General features: G+C 63.0%; 24 protein-coding genes. 8 read left to right on the top strand and 16 right to left on the bottom strand.

The genetic code is table 11. The features are described from left to right. Window positions 1–10 precede the first annotated feature (10 nt). On the bottom strand, window positions 11–457 hold the full coding sequence (locus N1058_RS08210) for a MarR family winged helix-turn-helix transcriptional regulator (protein ID WP_265517012.1): 447 nt from the start codon (window positions 455–457) through the stop codon (window positions 11–13). A 79-nt stretch (window positions 458–536) separates the two neighbouring features. Between N1058_RS08210 and N1058_RS08215 the strand changes: the two genes are divergently transcribed. The 5 genes from N1058_RS08215 (at window position 537) to N1058_RS08235 (ending at window position 4,582) form a co-directional block, all read left to right on the top strand. After that, window positions 537–1,013, top strand: a complete 477-nt coding sequence (locus N1058_RS08215; RefSeq protein WP_265517013.1) for a hypothetical protein — start codon at window positions 537–539, stop codon at window positions 1,011–1,013. A gap of 201 nt (window positions 1,014–1,214) precedes the next feature. Continuing rightward, window positions 1,215–1,778, top strand: a complete 564-nt coding sequence (gene petA / locus N1058_RS08220; RefSeq protein WP_265517014.1) for a ubiquinol-cytochrome c reductase iron-sulfur subunit — start codon at window positions 1,215–1,217, stop codon at window positions 1,776–1,778. Window positions 1,779–1,795: 17 nt separating this feature from the next. After that, window positions 1,796–3,079 (top strand): cytochrome b, encoded by a 1,284-nt coding sequence (locus N1058_RS08225; RefSeq protein WP_265517015.1) that lies wholly within the window; start codon window positions 1,796–1,798, stop codon window positions 3,077–3,079. A gap of 32 nt (window positions 3,080–3,111) precedes the next feature. Continuing rightward, window positions 3,112–3,939 carry a cytochrome c1 gene (locus N1058_RS08230; RefSeq protein WP_265517016.1) on the top strand — a complete coding sequence of 276 codons (828 nt, stop codon included), beginning with the start codon at window positions 3,112–3,114 and terminating at the stop codon, window positions 3,937–3,939. A 97-nt stretch (window positions 3,940–4,036) separates the two neighbouring features. Beyond that, window positions 4,037–4,582 (top strand): adenine phosphoribosyltransferase, encoded by a 546-nt coding sequence (locus N1058_RS08235; RefSeq protein ID WP_265517017.1) that lies wholly within the window; start codon window positions 4,037–4,039, stop codon window positions 4,580–4,582. Window positions 4,583–4,594: 12 nt separating this feature from the next. Here the strand turns inward: N1058_RS08235 and N1058_RS08240 are convergent, their stop codons facing one another. The 8 genes from N1058_RS08240 to N1058_RS08275 all read right to left on the bottom strand — a co-directional run bounded on the left by N1058_RS08240 (window position 4,595) and on the right by N1058_RS08275 (window position 10,891). Next, window positions 4,595–5,065, bottom strand: coding sequence for a MaoC family dehydratase (locus tag N1058_RS08240; protein WP_265517018.1), 471 nt, complete (start codon window positions 5,063–5,065; stop codon window positions 4,595–4,597). Then, complete coding sequence (locus N1058_RS08245) at window positions 5,062–5,538, bottom strand: MaoC family dehydratase (protein WP_265517019.1); 477 nt, start codon at window positions 5,536–5,538, stop codon at window positions 5,062–5,064. Before N1058_RS08245 ends, N1058_RS08240 begins: the two co-directional genes overlap by 4 nt. A 116-nt stretch (window positions 5,539–5,654) precedes the next feature. Beyond that, window positions 5,655–6,197: a peroxiredoxin gene (locus N1058_RS08250; protein WP_265517020.1), complete on the bottom strand. Its 543-nt coding sequence runs from the start codon at window positions 6,195–6,197 to the stop codon at window positions 5,655–5,657. 211 nt (window positions 6,198–6,408) lie between these two features. Continuing rightward, window positions 6,409–7,377 carry a magnesium/cobalt transporter CorA gene (corA, locus tag N1058_RS08255; protein WP_265517021.1) on the bottom strand — a complete coding sequence of 323 codons (969 nt, stop codon included), beginning with the start codon at window positions 7,375–7,377 and terminating at the stop codon, window positions 6,409–6,411. Between the two features lie 107 nt (window positions 7,378–7,484). After that, window positions 7,485–8,588 (bottom strand): redox-regulated ATPase YchF, encoded by a 1,104-nt coding sequence (gene ychF, locus N1058_RS08260; RefSeq protein WP_265517022.1) that lies wholly within the window; start codon window positions 8,586–8,588, stop codon window positions 7,485–7,487. A 268-nt stretch (window positions 8,589–8,856) separates the two neighbouring features. Beyond that, a complete protein-coding gene (gene pth, locus N1058_RS08265) occupies window positions 8,857–9,573 on the bottom strand; it encodes an aminoacyl-tRNA hydrolase (protein ID WP_265517023.1) in 717 nt (238 codons plus the stop codon). Window positions 9,574–9,597: 24 nt separating this feature from the next. After that, window positions 9,598–10,242, bottom strand: a complete 645-nt coding sequence (locus N1058_RS08270; RefSeq protein ID WP_265517024.1) for a 50S ribosomal protein L25/general stress protein Ctc — start codon at window positions 10,240–10,242, stop codon at window positions 9,598–9,600. 226 nt (window positions 10,243–10,468) lie between these two features. Next, complete coding sequence (locus tag N1058_RS08275; RefSeq protein WP_265517025.1) at window positions 10,469–10,891, bottom strand: winged helix-turn-helix transcriptional regulator; 423 nt, start codon at window positions 10,889–10,891, stop codon at window positions 10,469–10,471. Window positions 10,892–10,990: 99 nt separating this feature from the next. Here N1058_RS08275 and N1058_RS08280 point away from each other — a divergent pair, with 99 nt between their 5' ends. Further along, window positions 10,991–11,548 (top strand): NADPH-dependent FMN reductase, encoded by a 558-nt coding sequence (locus tag N1058_RS08280; protein WP_265517026.1) that lies wholly within the window; start codon window positions 10,991–10,993, stop codon window positions 11,546–11,548. Between the two features lie 167 nt (window positions 11,549–11,715). Here N1058_RS08280 and N1058_RS08285 read toward each other — a convergent pair whose 3' ends face one another. From N1058_RS08285 to lgt, 7 genes are all read right to left on the bottom strand, one after another. Beyond that, window positions 11,716–12,051 (bottom strand): hypothetical protein, encoded by a 336-nt coding sequence (locus tag N1058_RS08285; protein WP_265517027.1) that lies wholly within the window; start codon window positions 12,049–12,051, stop codon window positions 11,716–11,718. Window positions 12,052–12,166: 115 nt separating this feature from the next. Continuing rightward, the gene (locus N1058_RS08290; protein WP_265517028.1) at window positions 12,167–13,099 is read right to left on the bottom strand and encodes a ribose-phosphate pyrophosphokinase; all 933 of its coding nucleotides are present in this window, start codon (window positions 13,097–13,099) and stop codon (window positions 12,167–12,169) included. 168 nt (window positions 13,100–13,267) lie between these two features. Beyond that, window positions 13,268–13,855, bottom strand: coding sequence for a hypothetical protein (locus N1058_RS08295; protein ID WP_265517029.1), 588 nt, complete (start codon window positions 13,853–13,855; stop codon window positions 13,268–13,270). Between the two features lie 55 nt (window positions 13,856–13,910). Next, window positions 13,911–15,062, bottom strand: coding sequence for a M24 family metallopeptidase (locus tag N1058_RS08300; protein WP_265517030.1), 1,152 nt, complete (start codon window positions 15,060–15,062; stop codon window positions 13,911–13,913). Beyond that, complete coding sequence (gene pgeF, locus N1058_RS08305; protein WP_265517031.1) at window positions 15,062–15,868, bottom strand: peptidoglycan editing factor PgeF; 807 nt, start codon at window positions 15,866–15,868, stop codon at window positions 15,062–15,064. Before pgeF ends, N1058_RS08300 begins: the two co-directional genes overlap by 1 nt. Before the next feature lie 58 nt (window positions 15,869–15,926). Further along, window positions 15,927–17,018: a class I SAM-dependent methyltransferase gene (locus N1058_RS08310; protein WP_265517032.1), complete on the bottom strand. Its 1,092-nt coding sequence runs from the start codon at window positions 17,016–17,018 to the stop codon at window positions 15,927–15,929. Between the two features lie 10 nt (window positions 17,019–17,028). Next, window positions 17,029–17,880 (bottom strand): prolipoprotein diacylglyceryl transferase, encoded by an 852-nt coding sequence (gene lgt / locus N1058_RS08315; protein ID WP_265517033.1) that lies wholly within the window; start codon window positions 17,878–17,880, stop codon window positions 17,029–17,031. A gap of 226 nt (window positions 17,881–18,106) precedes the next feature. On the opposite strand from lgt, the gene N1058_RS08320 reads away from it, so the two are divergent. Both N1058_RS08320 and N1058_RS08325 read left to right on the top strand, forming a co-directional pair. Continuing rightward, window positions 18,107–18,412, top strand: coding sequence for an accessory factor UbiK family protein (locus N1058_RS08320; RefSeq protein WP_265517034.1), 306 nt, complete (start codon window positions 18,107–18,109; stop codon window positions 18,410–18,412). 336 nt (window positions 18,413–18,748) lie between these two features. Further along, complete coding sequence (locus N1058_RS08325; protein ID WP_265517035.1) at window positions 18,749–19,249, top strand: type III secretion system chaperone family protein; 501 nt, start codon at window positions 18,749–18,751, stop codon at window positions 19,247–19,249. The last annotated feature ends 14 nt before the right edge of the window (window positions 19,250–19,263 follow it).

The following is a 19,263-nucleotide window of genomic DNA, read 5'->3' on the forward strand; positions in this document are numbered from 1 at the left end:
GCTGCCGGGGTCATCCCTTCTCGCCGGCCGCCCGCTCCAGCGAGCCGATGATCTTCTTCAGGGCCCCGAAATAAGCCTCCGCCTCGTCGGACGAAAGATTCGACAGCGCATCGTTGTTGACGGCGCGGGTTGCCGCGACGACCTCTTCGAGCTTGTCACGGGCCGACGGGGCGAGGCTTATCAGACTGGCGCGCTTGTCCCTCGGGTCGGGCGTGCGCTCGATCAGGCCGTCACGCTCCATCCGCGAAAGCGTCGCGGCCATGGTGGGCTGTTCGATCGACGCCGCCCTGGCCAGTTGCTTCTGGGTCAGCGCGTTGCCGCCGGCAAGCGCGAAGAAGACCGGCAGGTATCCCGACGAAAGCCTCAGCGGCTTCAGTCTCCTGTCAATGGCGCGGGCGAACAGGCGCGCCGCCCAGTTGGTCAGATAGCCGGCGGATTCGTGGCGGTCGAGGGACATTTACATAGCTTGCTATATAATTGCATCGTATGCTATGTATTTCATATCGCTCACACGGACGCAAGTTGGAGTTCCAATCATGAACCGGAACCGTCTCATCCCGCGCCTGCATGCCTTTGCCGGCATCCTGGCCTTCGCCATCATTGCGGCCTTCCTTATTGCATCCGCCGCCGTCGAACTCGGCGGGACCCGGCAGGCGGTCGCGTCGGTAAAGACGACGGTGGCCTGGGCGCTGACGATCCTGGTCCCCGCGCTCATGGCGACAGGTCTCACGGGCTTTCTCATGGCTGGGGCGCGGCCGCGGGGGCGGGCCGGAATAAAGCTGGCGCGCATGCGCGTCGTCGCGGCCAACGGACTCCTGGTGCTGGTGCCGTCGGCGATCTTCCTGGCGTTGAAGGCCGGAGCGGGCGAATTCGATGCGATCTTCGCGACCGTTCAGGGGGTCGAGTTCTTTGCTGGCGGCGTGAATCTGGTGCTCATGGGGCTCAATATTCGCGATGGGCTCGCCATCACGGATCGGCTCGGGCGGTCGCACTCGGCCCGCTGCGTGGGATAAGTGGTTTAAACGTGGCAATTTGCCCGCGACAATGTGCCCTTCCGGGCCTTCGGCGTCTGGACAAGTTCATGCTCGGAGCATAGAAACCATCGCGAATTGCCGGGGGAAAGGGCCGGTCCGTCGTGCCGAATCCGATGGGCCGTAACGCCTATGAAAACACACTTCCGGCCCACAGGTACAAGGTGAAAGGACCCCAGTCCCGTGAGCGCAACCGATTCGACCGAACCAAATCGTCGCGATTTTCTTTACGTTGCCACAGGCGTTGCCGGCGCGGTCGGCGCGGCGGGTGTCGCCTGGCCGTTCATCGACCAGATGCGCCCCGATGCGTCCACGCGTGCCCTGGCCTCCGTTCAGGTGGACGTCTCCGGTGTCGAGCCGGGAATGTCCTTGACCGTGAAGTGGCGCGGCAAGCCGGTCTTCGTTCGCAACCGGACGGAGGCCGAGATCGAGGCGGCGCGGCAGACGCCGCTCGACGACCTCAAGGATCCGGTCGCTCGCAACGCGAACATCGCGGGCGATGCGCCGGCGACGGACATCGCCCGTTCGGCAGGCGAGGGTCGCGAAAACTGGCTGATAATGGTGGGCGTGTGCACGCATCTGGGCTGCGTGCCGCTTGGCCAGGCCGGTGATTTCGGCGGCTGGTTCTGCCCCTGCCACGGCTCGCACTACGACACGGCCGGCCGCATCCGCAAAGGCCCGGCGCCGGAGAATCTGCCCGTGCCGACGCTTGCATTCATCTCCGATACCATGATCGAAATCGGCTAGGGCAGGGAGCATAATCAATGAGCGGTGGACACTCTACCTATAAGCCACAAAGCGGTCTTGGACGCTGGGTCGACGCGCGCCTTCCCTTGCCGCGTCTGATCTACGATTCCTTCGTTGCCTATCCGGTGCCGCGCAACCTCAACTACGCCTATACGTTCGGCGGCATTCTGACCATCATGCTGGTGGCGCAGATCCTGACCGGCGTCGTGCTGGCCATGCATTATGCGGCCAATACGGAGATCGCGTTCCTCTCGGTCGAGAAGATCATGCGCGACGTCAATTCCGGCTGGCTGCTGCGCTATCTGCACGCCAACGGCGCCTCCATGTTCTTCGTCGCCGTCTATATCCACATCTTCCGCGGGCTCTATTACGGTTCCTACAAGGCGCCGCGCGAGCTCCTGTGGATCCTCGGCTGCATCATCTATCTCCTCATGATGGCGACCGCCTTCATGGGCTACGTGCTTCCTTGGGGACAGATGAGCTTCTGGGGCGCGACGGTGATCACCAGTTTCTTCACCGCCATTCCGCTGGTCGGCACCTGGATCCAGGAATTGCTGCTCGGTGGCTTCGCGGTCGACAATCCAACGCTTAACCGCTTCTTTTCGTTGCATTATCTGCTGCCCTTCATGATCGCCGGCGTGGTCGTTCTGCATGTGTGGGCTCTGCATGTGACCGGCCAGTCCAACCCGACCGGCATCGAGGTCAAGTCGAAGACGGACACCGTTCGCTTCACGCCCTATGCGACCGTCAAGGACGGCTTCGCCATGGTGTTGTTCCTCATCCTGTTCGCCTATTTCGTCTTCTACATCCCCAACTTCCTGGGGCATGCGGACAACTATATCGAGGCCGATCCGCTCAAGACGCCGGCGCATATCGTGCCCGAGTGGTACTTCCTGCCCTTCTACGCGATCCTGCGCGCCATCACCTTCAACATCGGTCCCATCGATTCCAAGCTTGGCGGCGTGCTCGCCATGTTCGGGGCAATCGCCGTGCTGTTCGTGGTGCCGTGGCTCGATACATCGAAGGTGCGTTCGGCGGTCTATCGTCCCTGGTACAAGCTGTTCTTCTGGCTCTTCGTGGTCGATTCCATCTTCCTCGGCTGGCTGGGTTCCCGCCCGGCGGAAGGTGTCTACGTGGCGATGGCCCAGGGGGCGACGCTCTACTACTTCGCCTTCTTCGTGGCGATCATGCCGGTGCTCGGCCTCATCGAGACGCCTCGGCGCCTGCCCAACTCGATCACGGAAGCCGTGCTTGAGAGGAACAAGGGCGGGGCGGCCTCCACTACCCAGCCCGCGGAGTGATGAACGAGCGCATGCGCAAAGGAATGTTGAAAATGAAGCTTTTGCTCCAAGGATTTGCGGCGCTCGGACTGGGCTTGGCCATCGTCGCCACTGCCGATGCCGCGGAATACCCGATCAAGAAGCCGGTCGAACAGGACTGGTCGTTCGAGGGGCCGTTCGGCACCTACGACATCGGCCAGCTCCAGCGCGGTTTCAAGGTCTATCGGGAGGTCTGCTCCTCCTGCCATTCGCTCGATCTGGTCGCCTTCCGCAACCTTGAAGACCTTGGCTACTCGGAAGAGCAGGTACGGGCGATCGCCGCCGAATACGAGGTCGAGGATGGACCGGACGAGGCGGGCGACATGTTCATGCGTACCGCCACGCCGTCGGATTACTTCCCGGCGCCTTTCGCCAACCCGCAGCAGGCGGCCGCCTCCAACAACGGCGCTGTCCCACCCGATTTCTCGCTGATCGCCAAGGCGCGGGCCGTCGAGCGTGGTTTCCCCACCTTTGTCTTCGACATCTTCACCCAGTATGCCGAAGGCGGGGTAGACTACATCTACGCGCTCCTCACCGGCTATGATGAGGACCCGCATGGTCACGAAGTGCCCGAAGGCACCTACTACAACCCCTATTTCATCAGCGCTGCCTCGCTGGCGATGGCTCCGCCGCTTTCGGACGGCATGGTAACCTATGACGACGGTGCGCCGGAAACGGTCGATCAGTATGCGCGTGACGTATCGGCTTTCCTGATGTGGGCGGCCGAGCCGCACATGGTCGAGCGCAAGGCCACCGGCTTCACGGTGATGGTGTTTCTGCTCCTGTTCGGCGGCCTGGTCTATCTGACCAAGCGCAAGATCTGGGCCGACGTCGCACACTGACATCCAAACCGGCAATCGTTGAAAAGGGCGCGCAAGCGCCCTTTTCTTTTGGACGCCAACACGGCACAACAATGCGGACAGGCAGGATCGGGGCACCATGAAGCAATCGCTGGAAGAGGCGCTGCGCGCGTCCATCAGGACCATACCGGACTATCCCAAGCCCGGAATCCAGTTCCGCGACATCACCACCCTGCTCGGCGACGCACGTGCGTTCCGGCGTTCGGTCGACGGGCTGGTTCATCCCTATGCAGGCTTGAAGATCGACAAGGTAGCCGGCATAGAGGCGCGCGGCTTCATCCTGGGCGGGGCGATGGCGCACCAGCTCTCCTCCGGCTTCATCCCGATCCGCAAGAAGGGCAAGCTGCCGCACGAGACCGTGCGGGTGGCCTACAGCCTCGAATACGGCATCGACGAGATGGAAATGCACCGCGATGCGGTAAACGCTGGCGACAAGGTCATCCTCGTCGACGACCTGATCGCCACCGGCGGCACCGCCGAAGGCGCGGTCAAACTCCTGCGCCAGATGGGCGCCGAGATCGTCGCCGCCTGCTTCGTCATCGACCTGCCGGACCTCGGCGGCCGGGCGAAACTGGAAGCGCTCGGGGTGGAGGTCAACACGCTGATTTCCTACGAAGGGGATTGATCTTCCGGGTTTTCATGCCGTGCGCAGCAGCACCGCATTGTCGAAAGCCAGGACGGCGGCGCCGTCCTGATTCCTTGCGCCGCCTTCCAGCTTGACGAGCCGCCAGCCGGGCCGGGACGCGAGCGGCCTATGGGAGACGGCCTTGCGCGTGAAGGTGATCGTATCGCCCACATAGACCGGCTTGGGCCATTTCATGCCGGAGAAGCCGGGGGAGGGGCCGAATTCCGGCATGGGTCCACCGCCGCTCCAGTCTGTTGGCCCATCGCGTTCCAGGCTTTGCAGATTGTACCGCATCCACATCGCGCCCGTGTGCCAGCCTGAGGCGCACAGCGCGCCGAAGACGCTGGCCTCGGCGACCTTCTCGTTGACGTGGAATGGCTGGGGATCGTATTTGCGCGCGAACGCCTTGATCTCGTCGGCGGAGAAGGTGTGGGACCCGAGCGTGACGGTCTCGCCCAGCCTGAGAAAGGTATCGATGCTCACGCCGCCGTCTCTTTCGCACTGGCCCTGCGGAGGGCGAACATGATGGGATTCTCCATCTCCAGCACCGTCTCGCCCCGCTGGTTCGAAACCGAATGGCGGAATGTCACGAGACCGATGCCGGGGCGGGACCTCATCTCCCGCTTCGACAGCACTTCGGAACAGCCGGTCAGTGTGTCGCCGGCCAGAACGGGCTTTCTCCACTTCAGCTCGGTAATCCCGGGGGACCCCTGTGAGGTCGAATGGAGTAGGAAGCCGTCGCACAGCATGCGCATGAACATGGCGCTGGTGTGCCAGCCCGACGCCGACAGCCCGCCCAGTATGCTGGCCTTTCCCGCTTCCTCGTCCAGATGCATGGGCTGCGCGTCGAACTCGGAGGCGAACTCGACGATCTCCTCCTTGGAGACCGTCTTGGTGGCAAGCTCGATCACGATACCCTCCACAAAGTCCTCATAGGCCCACAGCTTTTCGTCCATCGCCGGTTCCTTCTGCCCCTCGGGTCGATGTTCTCGTTGCACATTGTGCCAAAATAAAAAAGCCCCGGCGCGCAATCGGCCGGGGCTTCGGGTAGCGCCTCTGCTGCGCGGGCCGGTTACGCTGCCGCCGATTCCCGCGTGCGCAGGTTCTGCAGGATATTCTGCGGCGAGGACACGCCGTAGGGGTCTGCGTCGCAATTGTCCGAGAAGCCCTCCTCCTCGAACCACTGCTCGACCAGCCCGTCATTCACGACGGCGGCGTAGCGCCAGGAGCGCATGCCGAAGCCGAGATTGTCCTTGGCCACCAGCATGCCCATCTTGCGGGTGAACTCGCCCGAGCCGTCAGGAATGAGCTTGATACGCTCGATGCCCTGGTGCTTCGCCCAGGCATTCATGACGAAGGCATCGTTGACCGAGATGCAGTAGATCTCGTCGATCCCTTCCGCCTTGAACTCGTCGAACAGCTTCTCGAAATCGGGAAGCTGGTAGGTGGAGCAGGTGGGCGTGAAGGCGCCCGGCAGTGAGAACAGCACGACCCGTTTTCCGCCGAAATAGTCGGCGGTGCTCTTGTCTTCCCAGCGGAAAGGATTCGGTCCTTCGATGGATTCGTCGCGAACGCGGGTGCGGAAGGTCACGTCAGGTACTTTGCGGTTGAGCATCGATTGGCTCCCTATATCAATAATGGACCGCAGCGCAGCATCTCCTGCCGCACCGGATCGACTAGCCCTAATGAAATGGCGTCTCTTGGGAGGAAAACGCCGATATTGCGACGCAAAAATAAGGGCTCCACATGGCAGTGCCAAGACGGGCGCGGCGCATAAATGCTGCATGTGCGAAAGAGTCACAGATTTTTGGCTCGAAAACAGGCTCTCAGAGCCAGCCGCGCCTCTTGAAGTACAAGAAGGGCAGGACTGCCGAGGCGACCATGATGACCAGCGCCAGCGGATAGCCGAAGCTCCAGGAAAGCTCGGGCATCTTCTCGAAGTTCATGCCGTATATCGACGCCACCAGGGTCGGCGGAAGGAAGATCACGGCGACGACCGAGAATATCTTGATGATGGCGTTCTGCTCGATGCTGATCATGCCGAGCGTTGCGTCGAGCAGGAAAGTGATCTTCTGGGACAGCGTGGCGGCATGGTCCGAAATCGAAGCCACGTCGCGCTGCAGCGTTTTCACTCGGGCACGCGCCTCACGGTCGCTTTTCCCCATGAGTGTACTCAGGAAACCGCACAGGCGCTGCAGCGACAGGAGGCTGTCCTGCATGTTGGAGAGAAGCTCCTCCTTGCGGCCGATCTTGCGCAGGATGATCTGAAAGTTGCGGTCCCGCTTGGAGACCTGCCGTTCTGCCGGGTGGAAGATCCCGTGCGCGATCTCGCCGATCTCCCGGCCGGCGCGCTCCAGAATATCGGCCTCGCGGTCGACGATCACCTCCAGCAGGGCGATCAGGATGGATTCGCCGTCCTGGCAGCCCAGCGCCACCTTTTCGGCACGCTGCGGAAACGTCTCGAAGGAGCGCGGCTCGTGATAGCGGATGGTGGCGAGCTTGCCGGCGGCAAGGACGAAGGTCACCGGCGCCATCTCCGGCCGGTCGCCATCGGCCTTGGCGGGCAGGGTGGCGGTCATGAAATGGGCGCCATCCTCGGCATAAAGGCGGCTGGAGATCTCGATCTCTTCCATTTCGTCCCGGGTCGGAACGCCCACTCCCAGCCACGCCTCGACGGCCTGTTCCTCCTCGTCCGTAGGCGACAGCAAATCCACCCAGACAACGGCGGCGTCGTGCGCCTCAACGCTGTCCGCGGACTGCAGGCGTCCATTGTCCGGCGTATAGGCCTTAAGCATGGGCGATCTCCCGGTTCGACAACGACTGATGCCGGCATCCGACATGCAACGTCAAGCGTGCGTGCCGGCGGATGGGTGCGGCATGCAACGGCAATGCTGCGGCAATGCTACGTATTGAACTTGAACAGCATCACGTCGCCATCGCTGACGACATATTCCTTGCCCTCGTCGCGCGCCTTGCCGGCATCGCGCGCGGCGACTTCGCCGCCCAGCGACACGAAGTCGTCAAAGGCGATCGTCTGCGCCCGGATGAAGCCGCGTTCGAAATCGGTGTGGATGACGCCGGCCGCCTGCGGGGCTTTCGCCCCCTTGGTGACCGTCCATGCACGGGTTTCCTTCGGGCCCGCCGTGAAGAAGGTAATGAGGTCCAGAAGTTCGTAGCCCGCCCGGATCAGTCGGTTGAGTCCTGGCTCTTCGAGTCCCATGGCTTCCAGATATTCGGCCGCCTCGGCATCGGGGAGTTGGGAAACCTCGGCCTCGATGGCGGCTGAAATGACGACGGTGCCAGCGCCTTGCGCCGCGGCCATCTCTTCCACGCGTTTGCTCTGGGCGTTGCCGTCAGCCGCGTCCTCTTCGGCCACGTTGCAGACATAAAGCACCGGCTTCGATGTCAAGAGGTTGAGACTGCGCAGGATATTGAGGTCTTCGGCGGCGATGCCGTCCAAGAGCAGGCGCGCCGGTTTGCCCTCCTGCAGCAGTGTCAGCGCCTGCTCCATCATCGGCAGAAGGGTGGCGGCCTCCTTGTCCTTGCCGGTGGCGCGCTTGCGCATCTGGGTCGTGCGCCGCTCGAGGCTTTCGAGGTCGGCAAGCATCAGCTCCGTTTCCACGGTCTCGGCGTCGGCCACGGGGTCGATGCGGCCTTCCACATGGGTGATGTCGTCGTCCTCGAAGCAGCGCAGCACGTGGACGATGGCGTCGACTTCACGGATATTGGCAAGAAACTGGTTGCCCAGCCCTTCGCCCTTGGACGCCCCGCGCACCAGACCGGCAATGTCGACGAAGGAAATGCGCGTCGGTATGATCTCCTTCGAGCCGGCGACACCTGCAATCTTCTTCAGGCGCGGGTCGGGCACGGCCACCTCGCCGGTATTGGGCTCGATGGTGCAAAAGGGATAGTTGGCCGCCTGCGCGGCCGCCGTCCGGGTGAGAGCGTTGAACAGCGTCGATTTGCCGACATTGGGCAGGCCGACAATGCCGCATTTGAAACCCATATCTAGTACCTCTGCACAGGGATTTTGACTGTTTGACCGGCTTGTCGTGTCTGCTGGCAAGGCGTGGTCCGCGCCGTGGTCCAAGCGACCACAAGCGGGGCACAACGATGTCCAGCAGACACGACAAGCCGGCCCTTCGGGTGGGACATAATCGTCCATCGGCGGCGTTGCGCCGCTTGGCCGTATGCCCCATACGCCCGGCGGGACGCGCCTGGCCGAGTGAACGATTCTGTCTCCATCAAACAATCAAAATCCCTGTGCAGAGGTACTAGTCCTTCTTGCCGAGGATCTTCTTGAGCATGGCCGCCATCGGTCCGTCCTCGGGGACCTGCGGTGCAATGTGTTTCGGCCGCGCCTGTCGGATATGGCTTTGGCCCCCGGCGGTCTTGGGCGCGCGTGCGGCCGGTTTGTCTTCCTTACCCTTCACGGCAAGGCTCGCCTTGTTCATGAAGCCGTTGTCGTCGCCCTTTGCCAGCATGCCGGCATTGTCGGCGATGGCCTCCAGCAGCGGGTCCAGCCAATCGTGATCCGACTTGGCAAAGTCGCCCAGCACATGACCGTTCACGCGCGCCTTGTCGCCCGGATGGCCGATGCCGATGCGCACGCGCCGATAATCCTTGCCGCAATGAGCATCGATGGATTTGATGCCGTTGTGGCCGCCGGCCCCGCCGCCGGTCTTGATGCGCAGCTTTCCAGGCGCCAGATCCAGTTCGTCGTAAAAGACGATCAGGTCGGCCAGGGTCAGCTTGTAGAAGCGCAAGGCTTCGCCGATGGCCTGGCCGGACAGGTTCATGAAGGTCTGCGGCTTGATGAGCAGCACCTTTTCACCGTCCAGCTTGCCGTCAGCCACAAGGGCGGAAAACTTTCTCGACCACGGCGAAAAGGAATGGCGGCGGTGTATCGCATCCGCCGCCATGAAACCGACATTGTGCCGGTGGTTTTCGTATTGCCGGCCCGGATTTCCGAGCCCTGCAATGAGAAGCATTGAGCTGCCTCCGGGGGTGGAGGACTATTCCTCCCCGCCTTCCTCTTCCTCGGCTTCTTCCGCTTCGCCTTCTTCCTCCTCGGCGCCCTCGGACTTCAGTCCGGCGGGAGCAGCCACGGTGGCGATGGTGAAGTCGCGGTCGCTGATGGTCGGCTCCACGCCTTCCGGCAGCTTGATCGCCGAAATGTGCACGGAATCGCCGAGGTCCAGGCCGGTCAGGTCAACCTCGATGAACTCGGGAATGGACGTGGCGGGGCAGACGAACTCGACCTCGTGACGGACGATGTTCAGCACGCCGCCGCGCTTGAGGCCGGGGCTGGCTTCCTCGTTGATGAAGTGCACCGGCACGTTCACGGTCACGATGGTGTTCTTGCCGATGCGCAGAAAGTCGACATGCATCGTGAAGTCACGCACCGGATCGAGCTGGTAATCCTTCGGCAGGACCTGGATCTTCTTGCCGTCGACATCGATGGTGGCGATCGTCGTCATGAAGCCGCCGCCGTGGATCTTCAGCGTCACTTCCTTGTAGGGAAGGGCGATCGTCAGGGGAGCTTCTTTTTCGCCGTAAATGACGGCGGGAACCATACCGTTGCGCCGAATTGCCCGGGCGGACCCCTTACCGACCCGTTCGCGCGCCTCGGCCTTCAGTTCATAGGTCTGATGGCTCATCAGGCTTTCCTTTCTTGTTGTCGGAGCGCCAACGAAAACGGCCAGGCCGTCCGCGAAAGCGTGAAAGCCATCCCGGCCAGCCAACGATGCGCCGCCAGCGGCGGCTACCATCGATCATTCGGGAATGGGACTTCCATCCGCGTTGCCTCCAAGGGTGTCTACGCGGACGGCGGGTCTATAGCCGATGAGCGGGCGGCACGCAAGGCCGCGGCCGGCCTGCCTTCGGTCAGTTGAGCCGCAAGGGTTGCGGCTTGCGTTTCGGCGGCGCACTGGGCGGCGGCACCTCGTACCGTTCGTCATAGACGGCCCGGGCCTCGTCCATACGGTCGCGGTTTTCGAGCGCGAAGCGCGTCAGCGCCATCACAGGTTCGGCCAGGTCGCGGCCGAACAGGGTGAGGCGGTAGTCCACGCAGGGCGGGACGGTCGGATACTCCGTCCGTTCGATGAAGCCGTCGCGCTCCAGCGCGCGCAGCGAGGACGTCAGCACCTTCTGGGATATGCCATGCACACGGCGCTTCAATTCATTGAAGCGGAGCGGGCCTTCCGTCAGGCGAGCGATGATGAGGGCCGTCCATTTATCGCCGATGAGCGAGAGCACCTCGCTGATCGGCCGGCAGCTGTCCGATATGTGTCCGCGACGTGGTTTCATAAAAGTGCCTTCTTGTTCGCACCGCACAACGGAAAGATATAGGCGTGGTTACCAATGGATACCACCGGGAAATTGAGCCCGGCAGGGAAAGGAACCAACATGAAGAAGATTGCTGTGCTCGTCGGCTCCAATCGCAAGGAGTCCGTCAACCTCAAATTCGCTCGCGCCCTGGAAAAGCTGGCGGCCGGACGGCTTGCCTTCGACTATGTCGATCTGTCGGCGCTGCCTATGTACAACGACGATCACATGGACCCGTTTCCCGAGGCGGCCCGGAGCATGAAGGACCGTATCGAGGCGGCCGACGGTGTGCTTCTGGTCACGCCGGAGTACAACCGCTCCGTTCCGCCGCTGCTCAAGAACGCGATTGACTGGGCTTCACGGCCCTATGGCAAGAATTCCTGGGTCGACAAGCCCGCCGCCATCGTGGGCGCCAGCCCCGGCGTGATCGGCACTGCCGCCGCGCAGATGCATCTGCGCTCCATCATGGTGGGTCTCGGTACCGTTTTGATGGGGCGCCCGGAGGTCTATCTTCACGTGAAGCCGGGCCTGATCGACGACGACGACGACGTCACCGATCCCGAAGCCGAGACCTTTCTGCGGGGCTTCCTGGAGAGCCTGATCGGCTGGGTCTCGGTCGAAAAGCGCTCGGCCGCCTAAAGGACGCTCTAACACTTTGAATCTACGCATCGCGCTTTCCGAAAATCGATTTCGATTTTCGGGCCGATGCTGTAGCAATTCCAGGAAAGTGGAAGCTGGTTCTCTGTCCGGAATTGCGAAGGCATTTGATCTCATGCAATTCCGGGCGGAGGCGGTGTCCGCAGGCCCTATTCCTTGCGGCATTCGAAGGGCAGGAAGGAGCCCGTCGCGCCGGCATATATCATTTGCAGAGAAACGATATTGGCGAAATCCAGCTCCTGCGGCGATGCCGGGCAGACTTTCACCCGCTTCGTGCAGCCCGATCGTATGAAGGCTTCCTGCGCTTCCAGGAAAGCCGTTCCAAGGCCCGCGCCGCCGAACCGGGCCGCCGCCTCCTGCTGAAAGCCCTCATAGAGCGAGCACTTCTTCTGCCGCCAGGCGCGGTTGTATTCCGGATCCGCATCTGCGGCATGGGCCGGGGCTGCGGCTGTAACAGCCGCCATCAGGATAAGCAGGCGCAACATGGAAATCTCTTCGTCATGAAATGGTATGGACGGCCGTGCGGCCGACTATCCGTGTCCAGTGAAGAAGAATTGTGCCGCCATCGTGGCGACTGGGCCGTGAAGCGGAGACGGCAAATCAGTCGAACAGGCTCGATACCGATTCTTCGGTCGCCGTCCTCGATATGGCCTCGCCGATAAGGTCGGCGATGGTGATCACCCGCACATTGCGGCCGGCTTCGACCGCCGAAGTCGGCTGGATGGAATCGGTAATGACCAGTTCCTTGAGCTTCGAGCCGGCAATGCGTGCCACTGCTCCGCCGGAAAGGACGCCATGGGTAATATAGGCGGTCACGCTGGTCGCGCCGCCCTTGAGCAGCGCTTCGGCTGCATTGCATAGCGTGCCGCCGCTATCGACAATATCGTCGATCAGCAGGCAATCCTTGCCGCGTACGTCGCCGATCACGTTCATGACCTCGGATTCGCCCGGTCGGTCGCGGCGCTTGTCGACGATGGCCAGCGGCGCGTCGATGCGTTTGGCGAGAGAGCGGGCCCGCACCACACCGCCCACGTCGGGAGAAACCACCATGACGTTGGACAGGTTGTAGTGCGCCTTTACGTCGCGGGCCATGACGGGCACCGCAAAGAGATTGTCGGTCGGAATGTCGAAGAAGCCCTGGATCTGCCCGGCATGCAGGTCCAGCGTCAATACGCGGTCCGCGCCGGCGCGAGTGATCAGATTGGCCACCAGCTTGGCTGAAATCGGCGTGCGGCCCGAGGTGCGCCGATCCTGCCTTGCGTAGCCGAAATAGGGAAGGACAGCCGTGATGCGCCGCGCCGACGAGCGGCGGAAGGCGTCGATCATGATCAGGAGTTCCATCAGATGGTCGTTCGCCGGATAGGACGTCGACTGAAGGATGAAAACGTCCTCGCCGCGCACATTTTCCTGTATCTCGACGAAGATTTCCTGATCGGCGAACCGCCGGACCATAGCCTTGCCAAGGGAAAGATTGAGATATCGGGTGACGGATTCCGCCAGCACCCTGTTTGAATTGCCCGAAAAGAGCTTCATGGAGTGTCCCCGGCCCAGCGGCTTCAAGTACTGACCGGGCTTTTAGCGGTGTGGCCGGCTAATGCAAGCGCACAGGAGCAAAAAAGCGCGGCTATCCCAAGGACAGCTCGGAGGGAAGCCTTACCAGGGGTTGAAAATCGGGGAAACCCGGCGCTCTTGCTGTGCACCCTACCCGTTCTGCGAAAGCCATGCCGCCAGTTCGTCGATCGTCCGATTGGCGATTGCCTGCATCGTAGCGCCGTCGACCGACGACCAGCCGTCACCGGTGCTGCCCGGCGCCCGCTGTTGGCCCTGTATGCGGTGCAGGCGATTGCCGGTTGGGTCCAGCACGTCCCAGACATAGATGACGGTCGTCTGGCTGCCGTCGGCGATGGCCGAGAAATAGCCCTTCACGACATGGGTTGCGCGGGACTGCGTAATGGCGATGCCGCGCTGGCTGGCGCGGGCTGAAAGTTGGCTCGACAGCGGCCGTGTCGCCTCGGCGGTAGCACCGATAACGGGGGCGAACTGCACGCGGGCGGTGGTGTTGATTGCAGCCGGGGCGGCGGCCACGGCGTTTTCCTCTCCCGTAGGGACAAGGGCCGTTTGCGTCGTGGCACCGAGGGTCGCCTGATTGGAATCCTGCGTCGTCGTGAGACCGCCACCGGGCAGCGCGGCTTGAGGCCGCACAGACGGATCGAGCGCGTCCGTGCCCGTGCAGCCGGCAACAATCGCTGACACGATGCAGACCGCAATCAAACCCGCGATGCGTTTCATTCCTTCCCTCTCCCATTGGCCGCGCCCGGTCGGGCAGGGCAACCAAGTCCCTTCACTACTTCACGATCAGCTCCAGCCCGTGCCGCGACAGCGGATCGGGCTCGGTCTCGGTCGTCAGATATGTGCGGCCGAGGCACATCGCGCTGTTCGTTTCGGAATCCATGATAATCATGTGTGCAAAGAGTGTCATGCCGGGCGCAATCGGCTCCGGGTTGCCGGCATAGAACATCGGCGGATCCATCCACGATGGCGAGAACCGCGCTCCTAGCGAATAGCCGCAGGCATTCAGCCGGTGCTTGGTCAGCCCGGTGGCCTCCATGACACGGGCATGGGCATCGAACACGTCGCCGAACGTGTTGCCCGGCGCCATCGCCTTCTCGCAGGCCAGAAGGGCCTCGCGGCCCGCATTGAACAGCTCCTGATGGCGCTTCGAAACCTTGCCCGTCAGCACGGTGTGCATCATGGCTGCATGGTAGCGGTGGTAGACGCCCGCCCATTCGAGCGTGAGCTGGTCGTTCTTGGTCAGCTTGCGCCGGCCGGCTTTATAACGGCACAAAAGCGCATCGTCGCCGGAGCCGATGACGAACTCGTTGGCCGGATAGTCGCCGCCGCCCGCCAGCACCGCGCCCTGCATGGCGGCCAGTATCGCCGCCTCGTCGCCGCCCTGCTTGATCAGGGGCAGCGCCGCGTCCAGCGCCTCGTCGGCCAGCTTGGCCGCGCGCTTGACCTTCGTGATTTCGGCCTCGCTCTTCAAGAGCCTGAGCCCCGAGACGAGGTTGGAAGCGTCCTCGATCTTGCCGAATGTCTGCAACTGCTCGTCCAGCAGGCGGCCGTTGCGGGCGGTCAGGCCGTGCGTGTCATATTCAACGCCGATGCGGGCGCCCAAAAGGTCCAGATCGTTCAAGAGGTTGCGCAGATCGACCGCCGGATTCGCCCCGTGCCGATCGCTCCACAACACGATATTCTCGATGATGGATGTGTGCCGCGCCTGGCGCAGGTCGGCCGAGCGCGTCAGGAGCACCATCGAGCCGTCCGCCTTCACGATCAGGCTCTGGAAGAAGCAGAAGCCGAACGTGTCGTAGCCGGTCAGCCAGTACATGCTCTCCTGCGCGAACAGGAGCAGGGCGTCGAGCTTGCGCTCCGCCATCTCCATGACCAGCCGGTCACGCCTTGCGTCGAATTCCGCGCGGTCGAAATGAAGCGCCATCAGTCGTTCTCCAGGACAATCGCCGAAATCTGGCGTCCATAATCGGTTTCGCCGCGATGGGTGGCGCGACGATATGAAAAGAAGCGTTCCTCGTCGGCATAGGTGCACAGACCCAGCATGTGCGCCCTCACGCCAGCGCGAGTCAGCCGGTCGACTGTATAAAGGTTGAGATCGAAGAACGCATGCCCCTCTCTTGACCCTTTAGTGGACGAAGCGCGAAAATAGGCCTCGTTCGAGGGATCGGCCTCAACGAAGCGCGCCACGAATTCGGGCCCGACCTCGTAATTGTCCCGGCTTATCGAGGGTCCAAGCGCGGCGGCGATCCCCTGCCGGCGCGCACCAAGCCTTTCCATCGCCTCGATGGTTGCCTCGATTATACCCGACAGGGCGCCCTGCCAGCCGGCATGGGCCGCGCCGATCACGCGTGCTTCGGGGTCGGCGAAAAGCACGGGTCCGCAATCAGCCGCCAGCACGCCAAGCGCCAGGCCGGGCTTGTTCGTCACCATGGCGTCGGCCTTGGGCCGTACAGCGGGGAAGGGGGCTTTCACCTCGACGGCGTCTGCCGAGTGGCACTGGTGAAGGGTCAGAAGCGCATCCTCGGCCACACCCATCTCGCGCGCCACGCGCCGCCTGTTCTCCTCCACCGCCGCGCGCGCATCGCCCGAGCCCAGCCCGACATTGAGGCCCCGGTAGAGGCCGTCGGAGACGCCGCCGGCGCGGGTGAAGAACCCGTGTGCTATGCCTTCCGAAGCCGCTTCCTCCAGAAGTGGGGACCGGATCGGCTCCGGCCTCGTATCGTTCAGCATCCGCCGCCTTCATCCATGCTCAATGCGGGCCGGATCGTGGGGCAGGGTGGGGCGCAAGTCAATCCGACGGCGGGAAGGGATGAGCGGTAGTTGTGGAAGGCAACAGGGCCATCGCCTTGAAGAGGCTCCCCATCCCTTCCGGCCCCGCCAGCCTTTCGACCACGTCGCGGATCGCCTCCTGGTCGCTGGCGCTGCGGCCGGCGCCCAGCCTGCCGGCGCGTTCCAGCAGGCCGAGGCCCAGCAGGAATTCTCCTTGCGTGAGGGTCGGCGCGCGCAGCCCGTGCCCGCGCGCCACCGCCGCAAGGGCGGCGAAATCGACATGGGCGGTCAGGTCGGCTTCCCCAGCCGCTTCCAGCACCGGCGCATATTCATGCCGCCGGACGGCCTGCAGCGTGTCGCCGAGCGATGGTTGGAGATAGCCATAGTCTATGAAAAGCCCGGCCCCGCCGGCGCGGCGGATGCGCTCGCAGATCGTGTCCATGAGCGCGCTCCTGGCGGGCGCCAGTTCCGCGATCGCGCCGGCAGGCGCCTGTCCGGCATCGGGGGGCAGCAGGGCCGCATCGATGGCGCCCGCGCCCGCCATGAAGCGCAGCGCTCCTGTCTTGTCGAGCCCGATCACCCGCTCGCGCCAGCCCTCCTCCGTCTTGACCGCCTGGCGGATCGGCATGGCATCGAACAGCTCGTTCCCCACGATGAAGAGCGGCCCCGGCGGAAGGTCCTCGATGCGGGAGAACCATTCGACCGCCGCCGGGGCGTCCTCCAGCGTCCTGCGCTGCACCTCCGTCAGGCGCGGGCTGGCCTCGACCAAGGCCAACCGGGCGTCCGCGGCAAAGTCCGCGTCGAGCCGGACGAGGGTGCGGATCATGTCCGTCATCAGCGTTCCCCGGCCTGGACCGATCTCGGCCAGCACCGGGCGTTGCGGCGCTCCCGCCGCCTTCCAGGCGCCGTAGAGCCAGACGGCGACGAGCTCACCGAACATCTGGCTTATTTCGGGAGCGGTGGTGAAATCGCCCTCGGTGCCGAATGGCTCCCGCGTCGTGTAGTAGCCGTGCTCGGGATCAAAGAGGCAATTCGCCATGTAGTCGGCCACGCTCATCGGGCCGGCCGCCTCGATCAGGCGGACAATCTTCTTTTCGAGCGGGGTCCTCATATCGGTATCGTCACGCGGCCGCGTGCTTGGCCGGCTCCCTCGCGCTGGCCATGGCCCAGAGCCCGATGAGCACCATCGGCAGCGAAAGCACCATGCCCATGGTCAGCCAGCCGCCCAGAAGATATCCAATATGGGCGTCGGGCTCGCGGAAGAATTCCACGAAGATGCGCGACAGGCCATAGCCGCAGATGAATGCGCCGCCGACGAAGCGGGGCCTCTTCAGCTTCAGCGCCTGATGGCTGAGGAGACGCAGCACGAGGAACAGGATGAGCCCTTCCAGCGCCGCCTCGTAGAGCTGACTCGGATGGCGCGGCAGCGGTCCGCCATCGGGAAAGACGAAGCCCCAGGGCACATCTGTCGGCCGCCCCCACAATTCCGAATTGATGAAATTGGCGACGCGGACGAGCCCGAGCCCGACCGGAGCTGCCGCCGCGATCGTGTCGAGCATGCTCCACGGGTTGATGTCTCGGGTGCGGGCGAAGACGACCATCGCGACGATCGTGCCCAGCATGCCGCCATGGAACGACATGCCGCCCTGCCATACGGCGAAGATGTCGAGCGGGTTCTGGATATAGCGCGCCAGGTCGTAAAACAGGACATAGCCGAGCCTGCCGCCGAGCACGACGCCGAGCGCTGCCCACACGACGAAATCATCGAGATCTTCCGGCCTCATCGGCGGGGTCTCATGGGCCCACAGCCGGTTGTTCGCGACGAGGCGCTTTGCGTACCACCAGGCAAACAGGATGCCGACGACATAGCCGAGCCCATACCAGTGCACGGCAAGCGGACCTATCTGGAAGATCACGGGGTCGATCTGCGGAAAAGGCAGAGCGGCCACGGGAAGAAGAAGATAGTCGCTCATAAGGCTCTGGGCCTCCTCGTTTTCGGCACGCGGCAGGCTATGCGCGAGCAATATGTCACGGTCAAGCCCGCCGGCACTGCTTTGCCGTGCCTGTTCCAGAGCAAAGAGGGCAGGCTTTGCCCGCCCGTCGACAATGCCAAAACGCTTGCATTCAGCCCGCCGGAGTCCTACCTCATTTTCAATCCAACCGGCCGTCCCCGGCCCTGACAATCGGTGAGGAAGCAAGATGACAAATGGACCGAACCGCATCCTCGACGAGTTCGCAAAGCTCATGACCGATGCGGCGGGCGCCGCCCAGGGCGTGCGGCGCGAGGTCGAGACGGCGTTCAGGTCGCAGGCCGAGCGCGTGCTCAACTCCATGGATATCGTCCAGCGCGAGGAATTCGAGGCCGTGCGCGATATGGCGATCAAGGCGCGCGAGGAAAATGCCGCGCTCACCGCTCGAATCGAAGCGCTCGAGGCAAGGCTGGCTGCCGGCGACGCTCCCGCGGGCGGTGGAAAAGTTTCCCCAAAGCCTTCTTCCAAAAAATAATTCAGACTTTCTTAACCCTGTGTGAAACTGCAAAAAGTGCAGTTTGGAGAGTCGCTTAGGCGTTCCTCTGAATCTTCCACAAAATCGACTATCCACATGCAGGAAGCTTTCCCGCCAAAAAAGGGCTGGTCTCGCGTCAGCGCATCAATACACTGAATTTGCTGCATGATTCGGAACAGGGTCGGCAGCCGGGCTGGGGTGGGCTCGTTGCCTTGTTCTTGCGTTCATTGTCGCTCCGCTCAGTGTGTCGGAATTTTGGTTGCGTATGCCTTGAACCGCATGTGCCACATCGCGGGGCCCTTTGGCGCTCGCTTAGATAAACGGGAAAGCAGATTTATGAGCCTTCTTGAACTCGACATGGCGCGTGAGGCCCATCCGGTCGATGTCATCGAACATGTCGCCCATTCCAACGATTGGAGCTTCGAGCGCAACGGCGAGGATGAAATCGCCATTGCCGTGGCCGGCACGTGGACCGACTACCACGTCTCCTTTTCATGGATGGAGGAGTTCGAAGCACTGCATGTCGCCTGCGCCTTCGACCTGAAAGTGCCGGAAAAGCGCGCTCTGGAGGTCATGCGCCTCATCTCGCTGATCAACGAGCAGATGCTGTTCGGCCATTTTGACCTGTGGGAGCGCGAGGACGTCATCATGTTCCGCCAGTCACTGGTGCTTGCCGGCGGCGTGGAGCCGACCGGCCAGCAGGTCGAGGTCATGCTCAACAGCGCACTGGAAGCCTGCGAGTGCTACTATCAGGCCTTCCAATACGTCATCTGGTCGAACACCAGCGCGCAGCAGGCGCTGAACGCCGTTCTGTTCGAGACCTACGGCACCGCCTGAGGAAGCCCCGGGGG

It is taken from the genome of Nitratireductor luteus (assembly GCF_026162365.1).
In the GTDB taxonomy this organism is placed as follows: domain Bacteria; phylum Pseudomonadota; class Alphaproteobacteria; order Rhizobiales; family Rhizobiaceae; genus Chelativorans; species Chelativorans luteus.